This is a genomic window from Algoriphagus sp. (assembly GCF_039969895.1).
Classification (GTDB): domain Bacteria; phylum Bacteroidota; class Bacteroidia; order Cytophagales; family Cyclobacteriaceae; genus Algoriphagus.
In genome coordinates this window covers 258,877-283,511 of the sequence record NZ_JBDVMZ010000014.1, presented here as the reverse complement: position 1 = coordinate 283,511, position 24,635 = coordinate 258,877, and the positions used below count along the sequence as shown (strand labels likewise).

At 41.7% G+C, this 24,635-nt stretch carries 26 protein-coding genes; 24 read left to right on the top strand and 2 right to left on the bottom strand.

Annotated elements, in window-relative coordinates; translation table 11 throughout:
• Positions 1–3 precede the first annotated feature (3 nt).
• From ABJH64_RS12580 to floA, 6 genes are all read left to right on the top strand, one after another.
• Positions 4–528: an HNH endonuclease gene (locus ABJH64_RS12580; RefSeq protein ID WP_348274227.1), complete on the top strand. Its 525-nt coding sequence runs from the start codon at positions 4–6 to the stop codon at positions 526–528.
• A gap of 50 nt (positions 529–578) precedes the next feature.
• The gene (locus ABJH64_RS12575) at positions 579–1,013 is read left to right on the top strand and encodes a hypothetical protein (protein WP_348274226.1); all 435 of its coding nucleotides are present in this window, start codon (positions 579–581) and stop codon (positions 1,011–1,013) included.
• Between the two features lie 425 nt (positions 1,014–1,438).
• Positions 1,439–1,600 (top strand): DUF1328 family protein, encoded by a 162-nt coding sequence (locus tag ABJH64_RS12570; protein WP_348274225.1) that lies wholly within the window; start codon positions 1,439–1,441, stop codon positions 1,598–1,600.
• Positions 1,601–1,684: 84 nt separating this feature from the next.
• Positions 1,685–2,404 (top strand): DUF502 domain-containing protein, encoded by a 720-nt coding sequence (locus ABJH64_RS12565; RefSeq protein ID WP_348274224.1) that lies wholly within the window; start codon positions 1,685–1,687, stop codon positions 2,402–2,404.
• Between the two features lie 499 nt (positions 2,405–2,903).
• Positions 2,904–3,362 carry an NfeD family protein gene (locus tag ABJH64_RS12560; RefSeq protein WP_348274223.1) on the top strand — a complete coding sequence of 153 codons (459 nt, stop codon included), beginning with the start codon at positions 2,904–2,906 and terminating at the stop codon, positions 3,360–3,362.
• A 1-nt stretch (position 3,363) separates the two neighbouring features.
• Positions 3,364–4,380 (top strand): flotillin-like protein FloA, encoded by a 1,017-nt coding sequence (gene floA, locus ABJH64_RS12555; RefSeq protein WP_348274222.1) that lies wholly within the window; start codon positions 3,364–3,366, stop codon positions 4,378–4,380.
• Between the two features lie 9 nt (positions 4,381–4,389).
• Here the strand turns inward: floA and ABJH64_RS12550 are convergent, their stop codons facing one another.
• On the bottom strand, positions 4,390–5,955 hold the full coding sequence (locus ABJH64_RS12550) for a WG repeat-containing protein (RefSeq protein WP_348274221.1): 1,566 nt from the start codon (positions 5,953–5,955) through the stop codon (positions 4,390–4,392).
• Between the two features lie 93 nt (positions 5,956–6,048).
• Positions 6,049–7,314 carry a glutamyl-tRNA reductase gene (gene hemA / locus ABJH64_RS12545; RefSeq protein ID WP_348274220.1) on the bottom strand — a complete coding sequence of 422 codons (1,266 nt, stop codon included), beginning with the start codon at positions 7,312–7,314 and terminating at the stop codon, positions 6,049–6,051.
• 194 nt (positions 7,315–7,508) lie between these two features.
• Here hemA and ABJH64_RS12540 point away from each other — a divergent pair, with 194 nt between their 5' ends.
• The 18 genes from ABJH64_RS12540 to ABJH64_RS12455 all read left to right on the top strand — a co-directional run bounded on the left by ABJH64_RS12540 (position 7,509) and on the right by ABJH64_RS12455 (position 24,544).
• Positions 7,509–8,192, top strand: coding sequence for a helix-hairpin-helix domain-containing protein (locus ABJH64_RS12540; RefSeq protein ID WP_348274219.1), 684 nt, complete (start codon positions 7,509–7,511; stop codon positions 8,190–8,192).
• A gap of 51 nt (positions 8,193–8,243) precedes the next feature.
• Positions 8,244–8,717, top strand: a complete 474-nt coding sequence (locus tag ABJH64_RS12535; protein ID WP_348274218.1) for a type I restriction enzyme HsdR N-terminal domain-containing protein — start codon at positions 8,244–8,246, stop codon at positions 8,715–8,717.
• A 111-nt stretch (positions 8,718–8,828) separates the two neighbouring features.
• On the top strand, positions 8,829–9,485 hold the full coding sequence (locus ABJH64_RS12530; RefSeq protein ID WP_348334696.1) for a Crp/Fnr family transcriptional regulator: 657 nt from the start codon (positions 8,829–8,831) through the stop codon (positions 9,483–9,485).
• A 36-nt stretch (positions 9,486–9,521) separates the two neighbouring features.
• Positions 9,522–10,031 (top strand): rhodanese-like domain-containing protein, encoded by a 510-nt coding sequence (locus ABJH64_RS12525; RefSeq protein WP_348274216.1) that lies wholly within the window; start codon positions 9,522–9,524, stop codon positions 10,029–10,031.
• An 88-nt stretch (positions 10,032–10,119) separates the two neighbouring features.
• Positions 10,120–10,881 carry a DUF547 domain-containing protein gene (locus ABJH64_RS12520; RefSeq protein WP_348274215.1) on the top strand — a complete coding sequence of 254 codons (762 nt, stop codon included), beginning with the start codon at positions 10,120–10,122 and terminating at the stop codon, positions 10,879–10,881.
• Between the two features lie 51 nt (positions 10,882–10,932).
• Positions 10,933–12,288 (top strand): FAD-dependent oxidoreductase, encoded by a 1,356-nt coding sequence (locus ABJH64_RS12515; RefSeq protein ID WP_348274214.1) that lies wholly within the window; start codon positions 10,933–10,935, stop codon positions 12,286–12,288.
• A gap of 8 nt (positions 12,289–12,296) precedes the next feature.
• Entirely contained in the window at positions 12,297–13,841 is a 1,545-nt protein-coding gene (locus tag ABJH64_RS12510) for a 4Fe-4S binding protein (protein ID WP_348274236.1), read from the top strand.
• Positions 13,842–15,308 (top strand): cellulose synthase family protein, encoded by a 1,467-nt coding sequence (locus tag ABJH64_RS12505; protein WP_348274213.1) that lies wholly within the window; start codon positions 13,842–13,844, stop codon positions 15,306–15,308.
• A gap of 5 nt (positions 15,309–15,313) precedes the next feature.
• Complete coding sequence (locus ABJH64_RS12500) at positions 15,314–16,006, top strand: glycosyltransferase family 2 protein (RefSeq protein ID WP_348274212.1); 693 nt, start codon at positions 15,314–15,316, stop codon at positions 16,004–16,006.
• An 83-nt stretch (positions 16,007–16,089) separates the two neighbouring features.
• Positions 16,090–16,392, top strand: a complete 303-nt coding sequence (locus tag ABJH64_RS12495) for a nucleotidyltransferase domain-containing protein (RefSeq protein ID WP_348274211.1) — start codon at positions 16,090–16,092, stop codon at positions 16,390–16,392.
• Positions 16,382–16,720, top strand: coding sequence for a HepT-like ribonuclease domain-containing protein (locus tag ABJH64_RS12490; protein ID WP_348274210.1), 339 nt, complete (start codon positions 16,382–16,384; stop codon positions 16,718–16,720). The genes ABJH64_RS12495 and ABJH64_RS12490 overlap by 11 nt, the downstream gene beginning before the upstream one ends.
• Entirely contained in the window at positions 16,717–17,613 is an 897-nt protein-coding gene (locus tag ABJH64_RS12485) for a hypothetical protein (RefSeq protein ID WP_348274209.1), read from the top strand. The genes ABJH64_RS12490 and ABJH64_RS12485 overlap by 4 nt, the downstream gene beginning before the upstream one ends.
• Positions 17,610–18,944 (top strand): glycosyltransferase 87 family protein, encoded by a 1,335-nt coding sequence (locus tag ABJH64_RS12480; protein WP_348274208.1) that lies wholly within the window; start codon positions 17,610–17,612, stop codon positions 18,942–18,944. Before ABJH64_RS12485 ends, ABJH64_RS12480 begins: the two co-directional genes overlap by 4 nt.
• Positions 18,941–19,669: a hypothetical protein gene (locus ABJH64_RS12475; protein WP_348274207.1), complete on the top strand. Its 729-nt coding sequence runs from the start codon at positions 18,941–18,943 to the stop codon at positions 19,667–19,669. The genes ABJH64_RS12480 and ABJH64_RS12475 overlap by 4 nt, the downstream gene beginning before the upstream one ends.
• Positions 19,670–19,713: 44 nt before the next feature.
• Positions 19,714–20,460, top strand: a complete 747-nt coding sequence (locus ABJH64_RS12470; protein ID WP_348299612.1) for a DUF6503 family protein — start codon at positions 19,714–19,716, stop codon at positions 20,458–20,460.
• 6 nt (positions 20,461–20,466) lie between these two features.
• On the top strand, positions 20,467–21,684 hold the full coding sequence (locus tag ABJH64_RS12465; RefSeq protein WP_348276631.1) for an alpha/beta fold hydrolase: 1,218 nt from the start codon (positions 20,467–20,469) through the stop codon (positions 21,682–21,684).
• A complete protein-coding gene (locus ABJH64_RS12460) occupies positions 21,681–22,721 on the top strand; it encodes a hypothetical protein (RefSeq protein WP_348276630.1) in 1,041 nt (346 codons plus the stop codon). Before ABJH64_RS12465 ends, ABJH64_RS12460 begins: the two co-directional genes overlap by 4 nt.
• A 410-nt stretch (positions 22,722–23,131) precedes the next feature.
• Positions 23,132–24,544, top strand: coding sequence for a Gfo/Idh/MocA family oxidoreductase (locus ABJH64_RS12455; protein ID WP_348276629.1), 1,413 nt, complete (start codon positions 23,132–23,134; stop codon positions 24,542–24,544).
• The last annotated feature ends 91 nt before the right edge of the window (positions 24,545–24,635 follow it).

Sequence of the window (24,635 nt, the reverse complement as noted above, 5' to 3'; positions counted from 1 at the left end):
CCTATGGAAAAGCGGGTGTTGGTATTAAATTTAGATCATTCTCCCGTGGCGGTAGTTTCGCCTCAAAAAGCCATCGTACTACTACTTTTGGAAAAAGCCACTAGCCTCGCTACTTATGAACTTTTACAGATCAGAACTGTAAGTAAAAGCTTTGACTACCCGGCGGTCATCTGTCTCAATTCCTACAAAAACATTCCTTACAGAGGCGTATTGCTCAATCGGGTAAACCTTTTCCGTAGGGATAAAGGGGAATGTCAATACTGTGGCAGCAAAAGACAGCTGACCATAGATCATGTGATCCCTAGATCAAAAGGAGGGAAATCAAACTGGACAAACCTCACTACGGCCTGCCACCGATGCAATGTCCTTAAAGGTGATAAAACCCCGGATCAGTCAGGGCTTACTCTTCGTACCAAACCCTTTAAACCCTCCCTGGCTTATTTTCTATCGGAATATGCCGAAAGACAAGCGGAGCAATGGCTCCCTTATTTGCACAGCAAGCAAGAGAATCTCAAACTTGAAAATTAGCTTCTCGATTCCTCTCATTAGTATGGCAAAATAATTGCCCTTAAACTCACATGTATCTTACATATATCTCTACGATTTTACTAGCCCTTATCCTACAGAGTAGTCAAGTGAAGTTCGAACAGCTCATCGGTACTTGGCAATTGGTTCATTTCGATGCCATGGATGAGTTGAGGAATTCCCCGCAGTATAAAAGCTCTGATTCAGCCATGCGTGCTGGCTTGGAATATAAAATTCAGAATAGATTGGAAAACACCGTCTATATTTTTGTGGCAGGCGATAGTCTCAAGTACACGGATTATGTGAAGAGTGAGGTGGTTCAAAAAAAGGCAACCATAGAGATCAATTCCAATAATATCCTCACCATAAAAACCGGATCTGAAGTGAAGCAGGCAAAGATCGTAGCGTTTGGAACTGAGAGGATGGTTTTGCAACCTATCAGTACCAGTCCAGGATCAGGAAAGCTTGTTTTTGAAAAGATCAAGTAGATTTTTTTAATCGAGAGTTTTTTGATCCTGCAGAAAAGAATCAGCTATCACATCGATACATAGCGATTAATGTTCGTATGGTTGCAAGACCGGAAGACTTTATACCCTTCAACAAAAATGATCGGTTCTTAATTTTAAGCCCTATTAAGAATTACTCTTACTTTATTGAAGCGAATATCTCTGTTTTGAAATCAATAACTGGCCCTAGGCAAAGTACAATTAGATCCGCTGGAGAAGTTAGGCCATTTTGATAGGTAAAAGAGTAGGTTTTTTTTGTCTAGTTCTATTGCCATTTTTGGGGCTGAATATCCCCAATAAGCTATTACTAGTTGGTTGGCAAGCCTCCAGAATGGCCTTAGAGCGCGTTCAGGCTTATTGGTACGGTTTTGAGTCCTAATCAATCGAACCATTAACCAATATATAATATGTTACGCTGGATATTAATTTTCTTAGTAATCGCGCTTATCGCGGCAGTTTTAGGATTTGGTGGGATAGCTGCAGGAGCAGCTTCCATAGCCCAGATCATCTTTTACATTTTCCTGGTCTTGCTAGTGATCTCACTGGTGATGCATCTAGTAAGGAAATAGTAAAGATCATCTAATCATTTATCAAACTAAATCGCAGGATATATCTATCGAAGGTTTCCTGCGATTTTGGAATTCTCCCCAATCATGATCGCGAAACCCACAACCTCCGAAGGCAAAAAAGATAAATCTAACAGAGGGATTTTTATGGATAGTTTGATTCAAGGGTTTTTAATCCTTCTACCGCTAACCATTATCCTAGTCCTGATTTCTTTTGTATTCAATTTTATTTTCGGGATAGTTGCACCGGTGAGCGCCATGCTAGATCCGGGGACTGACGACCCTCACTGGATAATCAACGTGCTTTCATTGGGGATTTTTTGTGTGTTTGTATTTTGTATCGGGTTGCTGGTACGAAACAAAGTGGGTAAAGTTTATTTCAAAAGTTTTGAGAAAAAGTACCTAACCAAACTCCCGCTCTATAATCTTATTCATCAGACTGTTTTTCAGTTTGTGGGATTGAAAAAACTTCCTTTCTCTGAGGTGGTATTGCTGGATCCGTTCAGATCTGGCACCATGATGACAGGCTTTGTTACTGATCAGGTCAACGAGCAACTCTACACGGTTTTTGTTCCTACCGCTCCAAATCCCACCAATGGTAACATCTATCATGTGCCCAAGGAATTACTTACTTTTCTCCCTACCACTACTCAGGATGCCATGAGAACGGTAATGGGAATGGGTACAGGCACTGCGGATATGCTTTCAGGCATGGATCTGGAAGAAATTCTGACTGCGGGAAGCGTCCAGGAAATCAAGAAAAGTGGCCTGCTGAATGAAAATCTGGAAGCGACTCCAGAAGGATGAGCTAAGCCTGATGCTCATTTAGAATTACCCGCTTTTCTACCAGTAAAGAAAATACCAATCTTGGTATTAATTAAATTAATAATGTAGGCCATTTCGGTCGTCCATCTTGCATACAGGTATCCAACAATCCCATGCGCCTGATATCACTGCGGATCACAATATTCTAGTTTTTTAGACTGGTCTTGCAAATGGGATCTATACTCAGGCTTTTTTGCGAGTAATCGGTTTTCCAGATTCCACTTGATTTCGATCATCACTAGTTTTCTTCCTGATAATGTAAGTCACATTAAGGTTATTTAATAGAAGCTTTCCATTACCACTTGTTACACCAGCAATGGTCGAACGCTAGTTTAATTTTCAAGTGACTTCTCCTGCTCAAGCCCAGTCGCATCTACAGGTTTTTTGCGGAACAAAAAAACTAGGCTTTTTTAAGTGGTATTTGATTAGGGGTAACTAGGAAACATGTATTTTGGACATCTATTCTTTTTCTGAAAAGTCAATGACCATCCTAGTTCTATCCAGCCTACTACTTATCGGACTTATTCTTTTGCTTGCAGAGGTTCTCTTTGTGCCTGGCACTACAGTCGTGGGAATCTTTGGCCTGGCCGTCAGCTTGGCTGGAGTGGCTTACGCATTTCTAAGCTTTGATGCGGAGATCGCATGGTGGGTGACTGCTCTTGCCGTAGTGTTGAATATGGCTGCTATTGTGTATGGCTTTAGCTCAGGAGTATGGAATCGTTTTTCACTTAAATCTTCTATGGAAGGTGGAGCTTTTGATGGACGCACTATTGGATTGGAGTCGGGAATGGAAGGCATTGCTATATCAGATTTGAAGCCATTTGGAAAGGCCAGCTTTGCGGATGTGATTTATGAAGTGAAGTCCGAGAATGGATTTATTCCGGTAGAAACTACCGTGACGATTATCAAAATTGAAAACAATAAAATCTTAGTCAAATAACATGGAGAATCTAGATCCCAACAGTTCAATGTTTATCCTCGTGGCCGCTGTCGCAGGAATTGTCCTTCTTTTCATCTTCTTATACTTTGTTCCTGTTAATCTATGGATCACTGCTCAGTTTTCGAATGTTCGAGTAGGCATCGGGGAACTTATAGGAATGCGAATAAGAAAAGTGCCACCAAGCATTATTGTTAACTCATTGATCACAGCTACCAAAGCAGGTTTGGAGATGACGACAAATGAACTTGAGACACATTACATGGCGGGTGGAAATATTCCTAATGTAATCCGTGCATTGATCTCGGCTGATAAAGCCAATATTAACCTGACTTTCAAGCAGGCAACCGCCATAGACTTAGCAGGAAGAGATGTGTTTGAAGCAGTTCAAATTTCTGTTAATCCAAAGGTGATCAATACACCTAATGTAGCTGCTGTAGCTGCTGATGGGATTCAGTTGATCGCCAAAGCCAGAGTAACTGTCCGAGCGAATATCGCTCAGTTGGTCGGTGGAGCAGGTGAAGAGACTATTCTCGCCAGAGTAGGAGAGGGAATCGTCACTTCTATAGGTTCCGCTGCTACCCATAAGAGTGTATTGGAAAATCCTGATAAAATCTCCAAGCTGGTTCTTCAAAGAGGCTTGGATGCAGGAACTGCGTTTGAAATTCTTTCCATAGATATTGCAGATATCGATGTGGGAACTAACATCGGTGCGAAATTGCAAATAGACCAGGCATCAGCAGATCTAAAAGTTGCAGAAGCAAGAGCTGAAGAGCGAAGAGCTATGGCGGTGGCGCTGGAGCAAGAGATGAAAGCTAAGAATGTAGAAATGCGTGCTAAAGTGGTAGAAGCCGAGGCTGAAGTTCCAAAAGCTTTGGCAGAGGCATTTCGCTCTGGAAGACTTGGTGTAATGGATTATTACAAAATGGAAAATATCAAATCTGACACTTCCATGCGAGAATCTATCGCCAATTCAGATGAATCCAAAGATTCGGGGAAAGGCAAAGGAGAAAAGAAATAAAAAAGGGGCTTAGGCCCCTTTTTTATTTCTTTTCCCTACTTCCTCCATGGTTTGAATCACAGTCGGGACATAGTCATTTTTGGTAAAAATCTGGCCATTTGACCAATCTACCAGGATTGTTTTATAAGCTAAGGGAAGTAAAACTTCTCCATTTTCATTGATTACCCCTGTCAATCCATCTTTTTGAACGATGACAAAATTCAGTCGCTCTCGTCGGAGTTTCTCGAATTCGGCGGGGATGACGACCGAACCTTCACTATTGAGAAGTCCTGTTTTACCAGCTTTTTCTACAATGAAATACCCATCTGTCGTCCTGAAAATAGCATCAAAGCCTTCTGTGTTTACTAGATTACCAGATTTGTCTAGGAGGTAAACCTTACCCGAACGTTGAGCGATTGCGATGCCTTTTTGAAAGGGCTTTATTTCATCCCAGCTCGCAAGCCCGATTGCTTCTCCCAGAGTGTTTAGTAATCCCCAGTTTTGAGCGGTTCTGTAGGCAGCTATTTTTTCTGAGAAGAGGGTGGTCTCAGCGTATTGAGGTTGGATCACCCATTTTCCTTCTGAATTTACGAAACCCACTGCGCCCTTTGATTTGGCAGGGAATAGTTCTTCATTACCAAATTTGATTTCATCTACCGCTAGCATGGGCTTTACCAGCCATCCTTTTTTTCCCAACAAACCAATTCTTGCATCTCTGAAATGAACATTGTAAAGGTTTTTGCCGATTTTATTGACCGAGGTAATTCCCACATCGTCAAGCAATATTCCGTCATCTTCCATTACCCGGCGTAGTTTGCCATGAATGTATTCTAGCATGACATCATTTTCGAAGGTAATCTTGTGGAAGGAGTTGTAACGAATATTAGATTGGATATCGTTGCCTTCTATTAGTAAATATTGATCTTGGTTGAATCCGAAATAGAAATTACCATGCGTATGCTGCAAGGTTTCGATGATGGGTTCCAACACATAATCTCCTTCACGATTGATCAATCCATATCCGCTGGGTTCTTTGGCTAGTACAAATTCCCCCTCATTATCTGCTAGAAGTTCGAAAGTTTTATCTGGATTTAGAGACAAGGGAAGGGAATATTCGCTCCCTTTGCGGGTGATTACTAATCCTGTATTTGTGATTTTTGCATCATCCAATTCACCCAGATAGGTTGTTTTGTTTGCACCTCTCTGAAACAACCAATATTCATTTCCTTTACTTGCCAAAAGAAGGTTGAAATAGGTGTCAATTTTCTCATACTCCAAAGGCAACACTTGCTGGCCATATTCATGAAAAGCACCAATTCCTTTCGGGCCTTTCACTAGAATCCAAGGCTCTAAATATTGATAAATTTCCGTTCCAACCAAGGGTACGGCAGGCTTCATGTCATTTGAAAGCAGAGAGAGTTCATTTCCGATTTTTCCTATCCTCACAGTTTCGCTCAGAAAATCAATTTCATCATAGATCAACCGTGACTGGAGCTGAAGCTTGGTGTTATAAACTTCCCAGGATTGAGACAAAACATCTTCTGAAAATAGCAAGGAGGTGATGATTCCTAGGATTAGGGTAAATTTTTTATTCATCGAGCGGTTGATTATTCTGAATGCTGCTAAAGATAAAATGACCAAAGGTTTGATTCAATCCTTTGGTCATTTTTAATGGGGAAGTGGCCTATTTTACTCGCTTTTTATTTTTTCCAAGTCAAACAAATCAGAGATGATCTGAATCATTTCCTCTGCTTGGTCGCGCTGGCAAGCTGCTCGTAGTTGCACCACAGGAACTTTGAGAATCTTCTGCATCATACTTTTGGTGATTTTGTCAATCACGGCAATTTCTTTAGCATCCGTATTTTTCATATATCTCGCCATTTCTTCCTGACGGATTTGTTCTAGCGATTGCTTGAGCTTGTTGATGGTAGGCGATGCGATCATCTCTTTTTTCCAATCAAAAAACTCCTTGATACTGTCTTCGATTATTTCTTCTACTTTGGGTACAGCAGCTAATCTTTTTTCCAAGGTTTCTGAAGCTTTGCTACGGATATTGTCCACATTATAGAGAACTACCCCAGGAATATCTTCTACGGAAGTTTCTATACTTCTAGGTACAGAAAGATCGACCAGCAACTTATAGCTATCGATCTGGAATTTCTTCACCAATTCCTTCGTGATGAAAGGCTCGGAGCGGAGAATAGAACAAACGATAACGTCTGCTTCTTCCATTGCTTCTTGGCAATTCTCATAGGGAACTACTTCAAAGCCCATTTCAGCAGCAATTGCTTCGGCTTTGGAGATCGTTCTATTGGTGATTTTGACTTTGGCTGTAGGTAGATGAACCATGTTTTTTGCAACATCTGTACCTATTTCACCTACTCCTATGAGTAATATTCTTGGTTCGAAGGTGTTTGAAGTCAGGCTTTCGATCAATTCAATGGCAGCATAGGACAAGGAAGCAGCGCCATCTCTGAAGGCCGTTTCTTGAACAATACGCTTATTGGTGAAAAAAACCGTGTGCATCAATCGATGAAGGAATGGACCCGCCAAATTCAAATCTGCGGCGGCTTGATAGGCTCTCTTTATCTGATTAGAAATCTGAATATCTCCCACCACCTGAGCTTCAAGACCCATAGAAACTCGAAATAAGTGTCTGATTGCGGCCTTGTCTTCGTTGAAAATCTCAAAATACTCGAGGTAGTTGACGATATCTGCTAAGCCTTTTTCTAGACCTATTAGCTTGATGATCTCAGTGCTGATGTCTCGCTCGTGGGTGTAATATACTTCGGTCCTATTGCAGGTGGAGAGAACCAAGGCGTTGTTTAAGCTAAAAAAATCCTTGATTTTCAGTAAGATCACCTGTACATCCTGCTCGTCCAAAGAAATGATTTCCCGGATTTGAACTGGTGCATTTTTATGTGATAAACTAAGTGCTCGGAATTTAACTGGCATCGATTAGAGGCTTGGACTGCAAATTTAACAGACTAAGGCAAGGGAAGTGTTCATTTTGTCCATGAACTTTTAATTTAAAATCTATCTAAATAACTCTCACGGCTTTTGGCTCCGGTATCTCCGCTATTGATTTCTGAATCAAATACAGTTACCTTAAAGTATAATTGATACCATGTGCCTTTTTTACTCCTACCATGAGCGCAAGATTTTTTTATTGGCTGAAGGTTTACCTAGGGTTTTCTAGAAAGGAATCTCGGGGTTTCATCCTACTTATCCCTGTATTGATAGCCCTCGTAGCATTTACTTCGATTTTAAAACACCTAAGGCGATCGAGTGCTGAAAAGTTTCATCTCAGCTATTTAACTACGATCGATAGTCTCCAAGCTTCAAACATCAGTCTTATCAACTCTAAATTTCCTGCATTCAATCCCCAGGATACCGTAGTTAAGAAATCAAATGCCAAACAAGTAGAAAATTTGAATCGCATAGCCTTCGCAGAGGCAGATTCTATCTTGCTCCAAATTGTACCCGGGATAGGTCAAAGTACTGCGAGTAGAATAGTGAAATTCAGAGAAAATCTAGGTGGACTTCATAGCAAAAGTCAGCTTTCGGAAGTTTACGGGTTGAAGCCAGAGACAATCGATGCGATATGGGAGTATTTTGATTTTTCGCCGAATATTTTCAGACGTCTGAAAATCAACGAAGTAGATGTTGATGATTTGGCTAAGCATCCCTATTTCACCTATGCTGAAGCTAAGGTTTTGGTAGCGTACCGCAAGCAACATGGAGATTTCGAGTCACCGGATGATATCAAGCAGATCAAGATTTTCAAGGCAGAATGGGTAAATAAAATCTCACCGTACTTAGATTTTCAGTAGGCATCCCCTTTCATTTTTTACTAACTGAGTGATTTTGCCCATCTTTGAATCATGGATTCAAACCTGGACCAAGTCCAATTACCCCATTTAAATTTACCTCAGTTCGATCCGCAGCTGCTGCAAAAGGAGGGTAAATTCTGGGTTTTTGATTCGCTTCGCAAAAAACATTTGGTGCTCACACCGGAGGAATGGGTGAGACAGCACTGGGTTAACTTTCTGATTACCCAGCTTAATTTCCCGAAAGGACTTTTGGCCTTAGAAAAAGGGCTGATGTACAATAAATTACTTAAGCGCACAGACGTAGTTGTTTGGGATAAAAGCGGTAAGCCGTACTTACTCATTGAATGTAAGGCACCAAAAGTAAAGCTGACACAAAAAACTATAGAGCAGGCTTGCATGTATCACAAAGAATTGAAGACACCTTTTCTGCTTATTAGCAACGGTTTACAGCATATTTGCTTGAGTTTTGACGTCCTGAGTGAGAAGTTTACTCAAGTGAATAATTTCCCTGAACCGCCAGTTTAATTCTTATGTTGTAAATTTGAACATCAACTGCAACCTTAATCATCACACCAGAGTATGTCAAAATCACCGTCTATCCACCCTTGCGATCTTTGCGCCAGCCGCAAATTTTCGATGTTTTCTGACCTCACTGAAGAGCAGGCTTGCAATATTTCAGACAATAAAAACATGATTTCTCATCGCAAAGGACAGATCCTTTACTATGAAGGCGCCAAGCCGTTGGGAGTTTTTTGTTTGAACTCTGGGGTGGTTAAAGTTTACAAAACTGCTTCTAACGGAAAGGAGCAAATCATTCATCTGGCTAAAAATGGGGATCTCTTGGCTTACTCGGCTTTGCTCGGAGAGGAGAATCACACCAACTCTGCCATGGTGATCGAGGATGCAAAAATCTGTTTTATCCCAAAGGAGTCATTCTTAAAAACGCTGATCAGTAGTGGGCCATTTTTCAGAAAACTAACCAAAGCACTTAGTCATGAAATAGGCGTAATGGAAGAGAAACTTGTAGATGCTTCGCAAAAAAGTATTCGAGAGCGGTTGGCTTACCTTCTATTGCAATTAGCTAATACCTACGGAATAGATGGTGCTGGACCTCAGCAGATAGATTTGACGCTCAGTAGGGAAGAAATAGCAAGCTTGATAGGGACAGCTACTGAATCCGTTATTCGTCTCTTATCTGAGTTTAAAAAGGATAAGCTGATTGACCTGAAAGGCAAAAAAATAGTAATTCTAAATAAAGAAGGATTGGTGAAGCTGTCGGATTTTTATGCTTGAGGTGAACAGATCCATCCTTATTGGGGTTGAAGCCATATGAAGACGTCACTCTTTAGGAACATTTTCTCGTTTGCACTTTTGCTGGCTTTTTTTTATGTTCCATCAGATCTTTCTGCGCAATCCATTGCCTACAAAGCATTACTATCGACCCTTTACGATTCTGATTTTCCTGTAATAAAACCTGCGGAATTAACCGATTTGAGTCACTACCAAGTTGTCGATACCCGAGAAAAAGAGGAGTTTGATGTAAGTCACCTCAAGGGTGCCATCTGGGTGGGTTACGATACTTTTAGCCTGAATAATGTTTCCTCTTTGGATAAAAGTAAACCAGTTTTGGTCTATTGCACAGTCGGAGCCCGTTCTCAGGAAATCGGCAAAAAACTCAAAGCCGCAGGATTCTCTCAGGTGTACAACTTGTACGGAGGATTGATCCAATGGTCAAATGAGGAAAAACCCATTTTTCATGAGAATGTCCAGACCGACAAGGTGCACACCTATTCTAAGTCATGGGGAATCTGGCTAACGAATGGAGTAAAGGTGTATTGAGATTTTTTAAGTCGTACGAACGACCTAATCGCTTTTCCCCTCATCCTTATTCTTGTTAGTATCGTAACTCTACGTAAACAAATTAGAAATGAAAAATCTGAACATACTACTCGCACTTTTCTTAAGTATAATCTTGCTAAGCTGTAGCAGCTCCGTCCCGGGAATGGCTGAGACTACTCCGCCAAGTCACAAAGCTTGGAATGAACTGCTCAAAGCGAATGTGAGCGCAGATGGAAAGGTGAATTACAAAGGCTTTATCAAAGAAAAAGCTAAGCTGGAGGCTTACCTGAGTAGCCTCAGCAATAACGCTCCCGATCGCAAAATCTGGTCAAAAGATGAGCAATTAGCCTATTGGATCAATGCTTATAATGCCTTCACTGTAAAGTTGATCGTGGATAATTATCCTGTGAAAAGCATAAAAGACTTAGGCCCGTCGCTGAAGATTCCTTTGATTAAGGATGTTTGGCATTACAAATTTTTCAAAATCGGAGGTCAGGAATCCAGTTTGGACGAGATCGAGCATTCGATTTTAAGAAAGGAATTCGAAGAACCAAGAATTCACTTTGCGATCAATTGCGCATCTGTTTCTTGTCCGCCTTTGCTCAATGAAGCGTTCGAAGCCAAAACTATCGATGCTCAATTGGATAAAGTAGCTAAATCATTCATCAATTCATCTAGAAATAAAATCACTCCCGACGCGATCCAGATTTCCTCTATTTTCAATTGGTTTAAGGGGGATTTTACAAAAAACGGCAGCCTGATTGACTATTTGAATAAGTATAGCAAAGTCAAAATTAAGGCAAATGCGAAGGTTTCTCATTTGGATTATGATTGGAATTTGAATGAATAGACCAGAGTTTTAGGTAAATTCCCACCTGAGTCCAAAATCAACCCACCCCCAATGAATTCAAATCGCCATGTAGTCATCATAGGCAATGGAATAGCAGGAATTACTTGTGCCCGGCAACTTCGGAAGTTGGACGAGCAGGTGAGAATTACCGTGATTTCCGGTGAATTCAAGTACTTTTTTTCTCGAACTGCACTGATGTACATCTTCATGGGGCACATGAAATTCGAGCACACGCAGCCTTATGAGCATTGGTTTTGGGAGAAAAATAGAATCGAATTGAAGGAAGCATGGGTGGAATCCATAGACTTTTCTGCCAGGAATCTGCTTTTCCAAAATGGCGAAAAATTAGGGTATGATGAGCTGGTCATAGCTACCGGTTCCAAACCAAATAAGTTTGGCTGGCCGGGACAAGATCTTCAAGGAGTGCAGGGCTTATATTCCAAGCAGGACCTGGAACTGATGGAAGAAAATACCAAGTCGGGAGTTCAGCGGGCTGTCATCGTAGGTGGAGGTTTGATTGGAATTGAGATGGCAGAAATGCTTGCTTACAAAAAGATCCCAGTGACTTTTCTAGTTCGGGAATCAGGCTTTTGGAGGAATATCCTACCAAAAGAAGAATCCGAATTAGTTGGGCGACATATCCGTGAGCATCATATTGATTTGCGTTTGAATGAGGAGTTAGATGAAATCATCTCCGATCAAAATGCCCGAGTCAAAGCTGTCCGAACCAAATCTGGAGAGGAAATTCAATGTCAGTTTGTAGGCTTGACCGCCGGAGTATCCCCAAGCATTGATTTTCTCAGAAATACAGAATTAGAAGTGAACCGAGGGGTGAAAGTGGATTTTGGTTTCCAAACCAACATTCCCAATGTGTATTCCATTGGTGATTGTGCAGAATTTCATGAGGCTCCCGCCGCGGATCGCAAACCTGTGGAGCAAGTTTGGTACACGGGACGAATGCACGGTGAAACCTTGGGGTATATTTTGGCTGGGAAAAAAGTATCCTACCAACCTGGAGTTTGGTTTAATTCTGCCAAGTTTCTGGACATAGAATATCAGACTTATGGGGCTGTTCCTGCTAGGTGGGATGCAGATAGATTTCAGACTTTTTATTGGGAGCATGCTGGAGGCAAAGTTGCCTTTCGCATGCTAATGGATTTGGAAGGAAAACTAGTTGGAGTAAACAACTTCGGTTTCCGGTTAAGACATGAGTTTTTCGATCAAGCAATTCGAGAAAAATGGGCAGGCGCAAAGGTTATTTCCAAACTCGATAAAGCCAATTTCGATCCTGAGTTTTTTGCTCCTTATTATATAGCCATTCAAAAGGCTTTCAAGAGTCAATTTGGTGGAGATGTAACTGTTTCCAAAAAGACATTTATCCAAAAAATATTCGGAGCAAGCGTATGAAATCAGGTATGAAGTTGATTCAGCAAGTAGGAATTGGGTTGTTTTTGATAGGTTTGGCTGTCTTCACTGTAATGCCTTTTCTTGGCAATTATACGCTGACCGAAGAATTGGTTTTGGCTACTACCAAAGACATTCATCAAGAGAAAATGACTGAGATTCTTTCGCCTATGTATGGTGAAACCTACTCATCCAACTTCGCTTTTCTTTCTGCTTTCAATGGCCATTTCAGCTCATACAACGATGCACTGAAAGATGAGTCTAAATGGGATGAGGTGATCTGGGATGATTATAGTTTTCCGCTGGCTCAAGTATCAGTAAGCAGCCCAGTTCGCGACAATCCCTGGCTTTTTATGGGTTTATCGATTGGATTGGCAGTTTTGGGAGGTTTGATGTATAATCTTCCAACTCATCGAAACGAACCCGCTGGGATCAAAAACAACGGGATTTTTCATTCTTCCATGAAAAATCGAGGCTGGATGGGAATGATCACAGGAGCCTATTTGATCCTTTTCTACATAATCCTGTATTGGTTTCCGGCCTACATCGTGAATCAGGTTTGGATGGTCTCGCCGCTAAGCATGATTTTGAGTGGAAATCCAGCAAGTCAATGGTTTCTTTATGGGACAATTTACACGCTAGCAATCATCGTGATGGGGGTGCGGATGTTCCGCAAATACAGAGGAAATAAATATCAGCAGCTGCGAACTGCCTCGGTGATGTTTTTCCAAACCGCCTTTGCATTCCTTATTCCTGAGATCCTCGTTTTGTTGAATCAGCCTTATTTTGATTTCAAAAATATCTGGCCACTGGATTACGATTTCTTCTACGATTATCAGATTGACACCTTTCTGAGCGCAGGTGGAGTCGGGATGTTTATGTTGATTTGGGGGATTTTGCTGATTATTATTGCCGTTCCGCTGTTCACTTATTTTTATGGAAAACGATGGTATTGCTCCTGGGTTTGTGGCTGTGGAGGATTAGCTGAGACAGTGGGCGATCCCTACCGTCAGCTTTCGGACAAGTCACTTAAAGCCTGGAAATTTGAACGGGTGATCGTTCACAGTGTATTGGTTTTGGCTGTGGTAATGACCGGTTTGACCATCATCAATTACTTTTCTGGATTTGCACTATTGGGGAACGTCACGAACCAATTACATTCGTTCTATGGTTTTGCGATTGGGTCGGCCTTTGCGGGTGTTATCGGTACTGGTTTTTATCCTTTTATGGGCAACCGGGTTTGGTGTAGGTTTGGCTGTCCACTGGCAGCCTATTTAGGCTTAGTTCAGCGTTTCAAATCCAGATTCAGAATCACCACCAATGGAGGTCAGTGTATTTCCTGCGGCAACTGTTCCACCTATTGCGAAATGGGAATCGACGTCCGTTGGTATGCGCAGCGAGGTCAGGAAATCGTGCGATCAAGCTGTGTGGGATGCGGAGTTTGCTCTTCAGTATGTCCACGTGGCGTATTGAAATTGGAAAATGGATCAACAGAAAACCGAATCAACGAAATGCCAATCATCATTGGAAATGATTCCATCAAGATTAATGCGTAAATGATCTTCTTATATCTTTTGATTGGGATGTATGCCCTTGGAATGCTGTTCATATTCATCTACAGCTTAGCTCAAGGGCATTTGCTTTTGAGCTTTTTGAGGTCAAAAAAGAACCTGCTCAGCGTGGCTCATCCTGCGCCTGATTCCTGGCCAAAGGTCACTATCCAACTTCCCATTTATAATGAGCTATATGTAGTAGATCGTTTGATAGCGGCTGTCGCCAAAATGAATTATCCATCAGGCTTGCTGGAAATACAAGTGTTGGACGATAGTACCGACCAGACTGCGGCGTTGATTCAGGAGAAAATTGCTGAGTTTCCAGAAGTTAACTTTCAATACATTCATCGGGTAGATCGAACAGGTTTTAAAGCCGGGGCTTTGAAAGAAGGCTTAGCAAAAGCCAGCGGTGAATTCATCGCCATTTTCGATGCGGACTTTATTCCAGATCCAGACTTTTTGCTGAAAACGATTCCCTATTTCTCTTCTGAAAAAGTAGGAATGGTGCAAACACGATGGACACATTTGAATAAAAACTATTCTCTATTGACACGACTGCAAGCTTTTGCGCTGGACGCTCATTTTCTGATTGAGCAGATTGGGAGAAACAGTCAACATGCTTTTATCAATTTCAATGGGACTGGTGGGATTTGGAGAAAGTCCTGCATTATCGATGCCGGTAATTGGCAAGATGACACGCTGACGGAGGATTTGGACTTGAGTTATCGAGCGCAGCGAAAGGGATGGGAGTTTATCTATCGACCAGAAATCGAATCTCCGGCCGAGCTGCCGCCTATCATGTCAGCAGTGAAATCTCAGCAATTCCGCTGGACCAAAGGCGGAGCCGAATGTGCCGGAAAGCATGCTAAGGCAGTTTTGAGTGAGGATTTACCTTTTGGGACTAAGGCCCATGCGATGGCTCATTTGTTCAATAGCAGTATTTTCATTGCGATTTTAGTAGTGAGTTTGAGTAGCATTGGCGTGTGGTGGGCTGGAATGCAGGGATTGATTTCGGCTGATTTATTTCGGGTTGCGGGCATTTTTATGATTGGATTTGTGATCATCGCTGGCGTTTATTTGGTGTCTTATTTTTATGAAAGAAGGTCCTTTTGGAAAAGCCTATTCCAAGCTATTTACATGTTGCCACTTTTCCTTTCTGTATCTATGGGGCTAGCTTTACACAATGCGCAGGCTGTTTGGGAAGGCCTTTCAGGTAAAAAATCACCCTTTATCCGCACACCCAAATTCAATCTGGAGGGAGGAATAGGTTTGAAATCAAATACCTATATCAAATTCAAAATTCCTGCAACTACGTGGATGGAAGGAATCCTGATGCTAGTCTTTTCTGCTATGGTGATACTTCATCTGTATTGGGGCACTTTTGAAATGTTGCCTTTCCACCTCATGCTGGCTGTTGGGTATGGCTTGGTTTTCTTTTCTTCTTTCAAAGCCTACAGTTTAGGTAAATAATCCCCATGCACAATCCTCCCATTATTGATGTTATCATTCCTGCTTACAATGAGGAAAAGTCCATTCCTAAGGTAATTGCAGACGTTCCGGCTATTGTCAGAAATATTGTCGTGGCCAATAACAACTCTACAGACAGCACTGGGAAAATAGCTGAAGCTGCTGGTGCAAAAGTGGTTTTCGAACCTCAGAAAGGTTATGGGAAAGCCTGTCTGACGGCAATGGATTGGATCAAAAAGCTGGACATTCAGCCTGATATTGTAGTTTTTTTAGATGGGGATTACAGTGATTATCCGGAAGATTTGCTGGATTTGATTCAGCCACTACTAGATCAAAAAGCCGATATGGTCATTGGGTCTAGAGCCTTGGGTGAGCGGGAATCCGGCTCGATGACTTTTCCTCAGGTGTTTGGAAACTGGCTGGCAACCACCATGATGAAGTACATGCAAGGTGCCAAATTCTCTGATCTAGGCCCTTTTCGTGCGATAGTCTGGTCGAAATTGCTGGACCTAGCCATGGTTGATCAGAACTTCGGCTGGACGATAGAGATGCAGATCAAAGCGCATAAAGCCGGACTCCGCTACACGGAAGTACCGGTGAATTACCGCAAGAGAATCGGCGTATCGAAAGTCAGCGGAACTGTGAAAGGGGTGTTTGGAGCTGGGTATAAGATTATTTATACGATTTTTAAGTATTGGTAAATTGTAGCGGCTAGTAGTAATACATAAGTGTCAAGATGAATGCTGTTTGAATCTATATTGAACGAAAATCGTAAATTGGACGAATGAAAGAATTAACAAAACATATAGATCAAATCAGAGCACTTTGTAAAGCAAATAAAGTCGCTACGCTTTTTGCTTTTGGCTCTATCACTTCAGATAAATTTACTTCAGAAAGCGACATTGATTTGATTATTGATATAGATGAAAATGATCCGCTAGAATATACAGATCACTATTTTGCGGTGAAGGATGAACTTTCAAAAATCCTTAACAGACCTATAGATTTGCTTGAAAACAAGTCTTTAAAAAACTCCTTCCTGAAGAAGGAAATAGAGCAGTCCAAGGTGCTGGTTTATGGACGTTAAAATTAAAACTTGGCTTGAGGATATTCTTAAAGCGATAACCGAAATAGAGGGATTCTTGCCGGAGGAAAAGAATTTTTTTGTTTTTCAAAAAGATCTTAAAACGAAAAGAGCCATAGAGAGAAATTTGGAAATCATAGGTGAAGCTGTTTCGAGAATTTTGAAAATTCAATCTGATTTTCATTTAAAAAATTCACGAAAAATTGTTGATTCTAGAAATCGGATAATTCATGGATACGATACAGTTTCTGAAGAGATTATTTGGGCAATTGTTGTTCGTGATTTGCCAAAGTTGAAGAATGAAACCACTCAATTACTAGCTCAGAAATGATTGTCTCCAAAAAAAACATAGCAATTGTAATTTACCTCTTTTCCGCTTCTATAATCTCCTCATGCAATTCCACAGGCAGAAAAGCCATCGACGAGGAGCAGTTTGCTTCGCATTGGTATCAGGATAGGGCGGAGATCAATGTCTTTGACTTGAAACAAATGCGCTATGGGCAGGCAAGGGAAGGGAAAGCTGTGATGATTTTTGTGACGGAGGATTTTTCCAAGCGTAAACAAGTCAAACTCGATGATCCTGCTGGTGCCGGTAAGGATGCCATGAAAGTGATGAAGCTGAATATGACCCGAGATTTTGTGACGGGAATTTACCCTTACCATACCATGCTTTCAGTTTTTACGCCGGTTTATGATGACTTGAATTCTCCCAAAATCGCTGCTTCGGTTACGGAATGGTGTGGACAATCCTTCATGCAACTCAACTGGAAAAACAACAAATATCAAGGTCAACTTTATTCGTACTTTGAAGCGGAAGGCGATCAGGAGTTATCAATTTCTGCAAAATCTGAAGACGAAATCTTCAATCTGATTCGCTTAAATCCTGAGTTGGTTCCCACCGGCACTTTGAAAATTATCCCAAGCTTGATTTTCAATCGTTTTACACATCTTCCTTTGGACGCAGAAAGTGCGAATATCGCCAAGAGAAAAATCGGCTCTAATCAGGCTGAGATCGAAGTGATCTATGAGGAAATCGGAAGGAATTTGTTGATCAGGTATGTGGATGCTTTTCCGTATGAAATTATCTCTTGGAACGAGACGCAAACCAAGGAAGACGGTACTGAGGAAGTGACCTCTGCTGTACGTACTGAAGTTCAAATGGTAGATTACTGGAGAAAAAACGGACTTCAGGATGAGCCGCTTCGCAAAAGCTTAGGGCTTTGAGCCAGAAGCAAAAAAAAGGGTTAATTCCTTTGATCTGCCTGCTGATTTCAGCTGGATTTTTTTGCTTGGCTTACCTCATTCCAAGAGATAATTTCTGGCTTACTTTTGCCATTTATTGTGTTTTGTTCGCCGGAATGCTGGCAGTTTACCTTTTGAGTAAGCAAGCGAAATGGCAGCTGATTTTCGTAGGAGGTTTGCTGATTCGGCTTTCCCTAGTATTGGCGATTCCCCAATGGTCTGATGATTATCCACGATTTCTTTGGGATGGGGAGATGGTGAAGATGTGTGAAAATCCCTATTTGGAAACTCCCGAAAATTGGCTACAAAGTAATCCTGAAGCCACAAATCCTTACCTAGAGAATCTCTTGGACCTGATGAATTCTCCGGCTTATTTCTCTGTGTATCCTCCGATTAATCAGGGGATTTTCTATCTGGCTGCTGCAATCGGAAGCCAAGATGTTTTGAAAGGAATTGTGCTGCTCAGGTCAGTTTTGATTTTTGGGGAAATAGGCATTTTTTTTCTGTTACTCAGGCTATTCGGATATTTCAAACGCTCACTTGAGAAGCTTAGCCTGTATTGGCTAAACCCGCTGGTGATCATGGAAATCACAGGAAATCTACATTTCGAGGGCTTGGTGCTGCTTCTATTGCTCGCATCTTTGTTGGCTTTGTGTAAACAAAAAACTGGACTTTCTGGAGCTTTCTGGGGTATGGCTATAGGAATGAAGTTACTTCCCTTGATGCTAATTTCTTCCTTTTTTTCCTTTGGGAAAAGCAGGAAATCCAAGTCTTTCTGGATAGGATCTGCTCTAGCTTTGATTGTGAGTTTTGCCTGGTTACTGATCAATAATTCCTGGATTCCTTTTCTGCAAAGTTTAAAACTCTATCAGGGGAAATTTGAATTCAATGCCTCGATCTATTACCTGATTCGTGAAGTGGGTTTCTGGATTCAGGGTTACAATATTATAGGGGAATTAACTCCGATACTGAGTGGAATTACCTTAGTGGGGATTCTATATTTCTCTTGGAAAAGGAAGCCGGAGAATCCACTGCAGCTTGTAGATCTGTGGGTAATGATTTACTTGCTCTATCTGATTCTTCAGCCCGTAGTTCATCCATGGTATCTGATTCCCGGTTTTGGCTTGAGTTTATTTACTAACAAAAAAGCATTTCTCATCTGGACTTTCGCGGTGATATTCTCTTATCAAGCCTATGGAGATCCAAATTATCAAGAAAGCTCTGTTTTCCTTTTCTTAGAATACACGTTGCTAGCAATAGCTATATACTGGGACTATTTTAGATCATCTACCAAATTTCTTTTAACCAAATGAATTGTAAATCTCTACTCTCTATTCTCCTAGCTCTTTTATTTTTCTCATGTTCTCCTAGTCCTGAAAAGCAGGCTCAGGAACTCATCGAAAAGTCACTCAAAGCTCATCAGCTATCCAAAAACTGGGGGGATGTAGCGACTATTAAGTTCAAGAAAGTGACAAGTTCCTTGGATGAATCTGGAGCTTTAGAAAATGAATCCGAGCAATGGGTTGAGTTTAGACTGAAACCTTATTTCGAAGCTAAACTGACCTGGACGAAAGACAGCATTCTACACGTAGTCAACTTCAACGGAAGCAAAACTAGCTATCAGATGGGTGATAATTCTATTCAGAATGAAGGCTTTTTGAAAGCTAAAAGAGCTGAGATAGACGCTGCATTCTTTGCTTTTGCGCAGCCTTGGAGTCTGCTGGATGAGAATACTAGCATGTCCTACGAAGGTCAAAAGACGCTGGAAAATGGTGAACAAGTGGAGTTAATTCAAGTAGGAAACTTGCCTTCTCCCAATCCATCTTGGGTTTATTTTGACCCGGTTACTTTTAAAGTGAAAGCGATGGAAAGGCTGGAAAAAGATCAAAAAACCTTAGTCGAAAATACATCTTACGATGAATCTACGGGTTTACTTTTCCCAAAAAAGCAGAATAAGTATAGGACTGACGATGCTGGCAAAGCGCTGATTTTACAAGCGGAATATCTTTATTCTGATTTTGAAGTAACTTTTGAATAGGATTGCCGTGACCAATGAGATTGAACAATTATAACGAAGTAGTAATGAGATTACCCCTTTTTCTAATTCTAGCAGTTTTTGTATTTCTTGCTTCCTGCGATTCTAGAACCGATGCTGAGAAAATTGTCGATGATGCGATAGCTGCTCATGGTGGTGAAGCTTTTAAAAACTCGAAAATTGAATTTGATTTTAGAGATATACACTATACTATTTTCAAAACTGAAAATGCATTTGAGTACATTCGGGAGTTTTCGGATTCGACTGGAAATGTGAGAGATCTGCTGAACAATGAAGGTTTTGTCCGAACAGTAAATGGTGCCAAAATCGATACACTTTCTGAAGAGTGGATAGGGAAATACTCCCGTTCGGTGAATTCCGTGGCTTATTTCGCTTTCCTGCCCTATGGCCTGAATGACCCTTCGGTCTTCAAGAAATCTCTGGGCGAGACTGAAATTAATGGAGAAAAGTACAACTTGATCAAAGTGACTTTTGCTGAAGATGGTGGGGGAGAGGACTTTGACGATGAGTTTTTATATTGGATTGGAATAGATGATTCTTTCGTTGATTACATGGCTTACAGCTATCATACCGATGGTGGAGGAGTGAGAATGAGAGAAGTGAGCCGGGTCAATGAGGTGGGAGGAATTCGTTTTCAAAACTACCTCAATCTGAAACCTGAAGATGAAACCGTACCGGTGGAAAAGATGCAAGAACTCTACGAAGCCGGGGAATTAGCGTTACTTTCAGAGATCAACCTGGAAAATATCAAGGTGAATACGTTGAAAAACTGAAGCAAAATGAATCCAAAGCGACTGAAATTTACCAATAGGAACGGAGTTGAACTTGCAGCACATTTATACATGCCTGCCGATCAAAAACCAAAGTTTTTTGCGCTTTTCGCCCATTGTTTTACCTGTTCCAAAAATTTCTCCGCAGTTACACGCATTTGTCGGGCTTTATCACTGAATGGAATTGCGGCATTGAGTTTCGACTTCACAGGACTGGGAATGAGCGAAGGGGAATTTGAGGAGTCAAGCTTTAGCAGCAATATCAGTGATCTGCTGGATGCTGCAGAATTTATTGAAAAAGATTTTCAAGCTCCGAAAATGTTGATAGGTCATTCTTTGGGTGGCGCGGCGGTATTGTATGCCGCTATGGAAATGCCTGCTGTGAAAGCCGTAGTGACTATCGCTGCACCGGCATATCCTGGTCATGTTCGAAATCTCTTTTCTGATAGTGTAGCCAAAATCGAGAAAAACGGCAGTGCGAAAGTGACAATCGGAGGAAGGCCATTTACTGTCAGCAAGTCATTTCTGGATGATTTGGAGCAAAAGCCCCTGGATACCTTTCTCAAAAAGCTAAGGAAATCACTTCTTGTTCTACATTCTCCGCAGGATGAAATCGTCGAAGTATCGAATGCCGCGGAGATTTACAGTTCTGCCCTTCATCCCAAAAGCTTTATCTCCTTAGATGGGGCTGACCATTTGATTTCCAACCCTCAGGACAGCGAGTACATAGCTGAGGTGATTGGAAGTTGGTCCAAGCGGTATGTGATAGAACAGGAGGAAAAGCAAGAAAATGATACGCGAGGGAATCAGGTTTTCGTGAGACTTTCCGGAGAAAAATATACCACCGAAGTGATGACGCCAAATCACCATTTGATCGCCGATGAGCCATCTGAGGTGGGTGGAGCGGATTTGGGGCCAAATCCTTATGATTTGTTGATGGCCTCTTTGGGAAGTTGCACTGCGATGACTCTGAAAATGTATGCAGAGCGAAAAAAGTGGCCTTTGGAACAGGTTTCAGTTTTTTTGAATCATGAGAAAGTCCATTTGGCAGATAGTGAACATCCAGAGGAGAAGTCTGCAAAGGTCAGCCAATTCACTCGAATCATCGAAATAGAAGGAGAGCTTGATACAGATCAGCGGCAGCGCTTGCTGGAAATTTCCAATAAATGTCCGGTTCATAAGACACTACAAGAAGAAATTGTCATCCAAACTATGCTCTCCAAATGAAATGGACTTGGTCTAGGAATTACTTGATGAGTTCGGTGCTAGTAATCCTAGGCTTAGGTTTATGGGCGATTTTTCCCTTGCAACCAGACGCTGTGATCGCTTTGGAAAAATGGAAAGGCGTATGCTGGGTAGGAAGTAGGTCTCCACTAATCGGACAAGAATTGGAGATTTTGAAATCCACAGGTGCGGATGCGATTTCCCAAACTCCTTTTGGCTGGCAAGGTGATGTGAATAGTCCTGAACTCCGCTGGGATACCAGCAATGAAAAAAAATGGTGGGGTGAATCTGCACAGGGCATCAAGGCAACGTTTGATTCATCTGCACGGCACGGGATTATGAATATGCTCAAGCCTCATATTTGGGTTCGGGGGAGCTGGCCGGGTGAAATAGCGATGCAGAATGAGGAAGATTGGGCCCTCTGGTTCGAGAATTACCAAGGTTTTATTCTGGATTACGCTAGGATGGCCCAGGCTTATCAGATTCCGATGCTGTGTGTGGGAACAGAGTTAGAAATGACTTCAGAACGTGAAGAGGATTGGAGAAAAGTTATAGCTGAGATTCGAAAGGTCTATTCTGGCAAATTAATTTACGCTGCCAACTTCACTGAATTTGAGCAGGTTAAGTTTTGGGATGCACTGGATTACATCGGAATTCAGGCTTATTTCCCACTTTCTACCAAAGAAAACCCTAGTCTCTCGGATCTCAAATCTGGCTGGAAGAAGGCACTGCCTAGCATAGATAAGGTGGTACGGAAATACCAAAAGCCGGTGATGTTTACCGAGATTGGCTATTGCAATACGGTCGATGCAGCAAAGGAACCTTGGGTTTGGCCAAGTGAGCGAAAGGAAACAGAGCTTTCGGAGGAGATGCAAGCGCTATGCTATGAAGCATTTTTTGAAACTGCTTGGAAAGAATCTTGGATGGCAGGGGTGTTTTTCTGGAAGTGGTATCCTGACGGAAGGCATAGAAATCCAGATTTTACACCCCAAGGAAAAATGGCAGAACAGGTGATGAGAGCTTATTTTCTCAATGACTAATTCCTGAGTGAATTTTTTGACATTTGTCATATCACGGATCTAGCGCTAGGTGTACTTTTGTACCGAAGAATCCAAACAGTCCTTCCTTTAAAAGTTTGCTTAAAAGTGCGAATCACCCTATTTTTTTAGCTTATTTCTAGATTTAAAGCTAGCAGCTCAGCTAGTAAATCTGCCCCTAGTGTAATCATCAGGTGCCATATCGAAGACCGAAAGACACAATCATTGGGATTTTTATTTGTAAGGTGACCAGACTTCCTTTAATTTTTTATTAATTAGACAAATCTTTAAACTTTAGCTGGTATAAGCTCGAACCAAGTCATTCGCTTTTTGCAAAGCTTGATTTCTGTCAGTTTAAGGTTCAACTGCCTGATGATTAGTAGGTTTGGTAATTAGCTAGAAACTTTAAAAACATGAAGAATAACCAAAGAAGAGAATTTCTTAAATCCACCGGATTGGTAGGTCTAGGGCTTTTTGGGGCGGGAAGTACGCTCGCCAATGAATTTGAAGCAAGGCCTTTTCAAGCCAAAAAAGGTGTCCAACGGATCCAATCCTTCAATATGAGCGGTTTTGCAGCTGCCAAAATTGATACGGTTCGCATAGGAGTGGTAGGTCTAGGTATGAGAGGACCAGGGGCTGTTGACCGATTGAGCAAAATCGAAAATGTAGAAATCAAAGCACTTTGTGATTTGCTTCCTGAGCGTGTAGAGAAGGCTAAAGCACAACTGAAAGGCACGCCACATAGCCCAGATGGCTATTCAGGCAATGCCTATTCTTGGAAAGAAATGATGGATCGGGATGACCTGGACTTGATATACATCGCTACACCTTGGGAGTGGCATACTCCGATGGCTGTGTATGCAATGGAAGCTGGCAAACATGCGGCTTGTGAAGTGCCCATCGCGCGTACACTTGACGAGTGCTGGCAGCTGGTAGAAACTTCGGAACGCACCAAGAAGCATTGCATGCAGCTGGAGAATTGCTGCTATGATTTCTTTGAATTGATGACTTTGAAAATGAAGCGAGAAGGTTACTTCGGTGAAGTAGTTCACGTGGAAGGTGCCTATATCCATGATTTACTTGCGCTGAATTTCAATAAGGAAAATGGCTACCAAGATATGTGGAGGTTAAAGGAGAATTACAGAAATGGAAATCTCTATGCCACTCATGGTCTCGGTCCTATTTGTCAAATTCTTGATATCAACAGAGGAGATCAGATGGACTTTTTGACATCGACTTCTTCCAATGACTTCTCCATGCATCCAGAGGCAGTGAAACTAGCTGAGAAGGATAATTTTTTCGCTTCCTTTGCGGAGAAAAAATTCCGTGGTAACATGAACACGACTATGGTGAAAACCAAGAATGGAAAATCGATCATGATCCAGCACGATGTATCTTCACCACGTCCATATTCCCGACTTCATGTAATCAGTGGGACGGAAGGGTACGCTCAAAAGTATCCTCAGCCAAAAGTGGCTAAAGGACATGGCTGGCTGAAGGATGAGGAATTCAAAGATCTCGAAACAAAATATACCCCTGAGATTATTCAGAAAGTAGGCGAACTGGCGAAGAAAGTAGGCGGTCATGGAGGCATGGATTTTATGATGGATTGGAGATTAATCGATTGCCTGCGCAATGGGCTTCCGCTAGATCAGGACGTCTATGATGCAGCACTTTGGAGCGCGGTATCTCCTCTGAGTGAGTGGTCTGTCGCCAACAGATCTAATTCTATCGATGTACCTGACTTCACAGGTGGAAACTGGAAAACAAACGAACCTGTCAACATTACCTTAGCAGGTGGTGGAACTACAGGAGTGAGAGTTTGATGTATTGCGTAAAAAGTATCAAGTATTAGCAATCGTAAGCTGTCGGCAGGAAATGCTTAGCGTTTCTTAGGATAGTAGAATTCACAAAAAA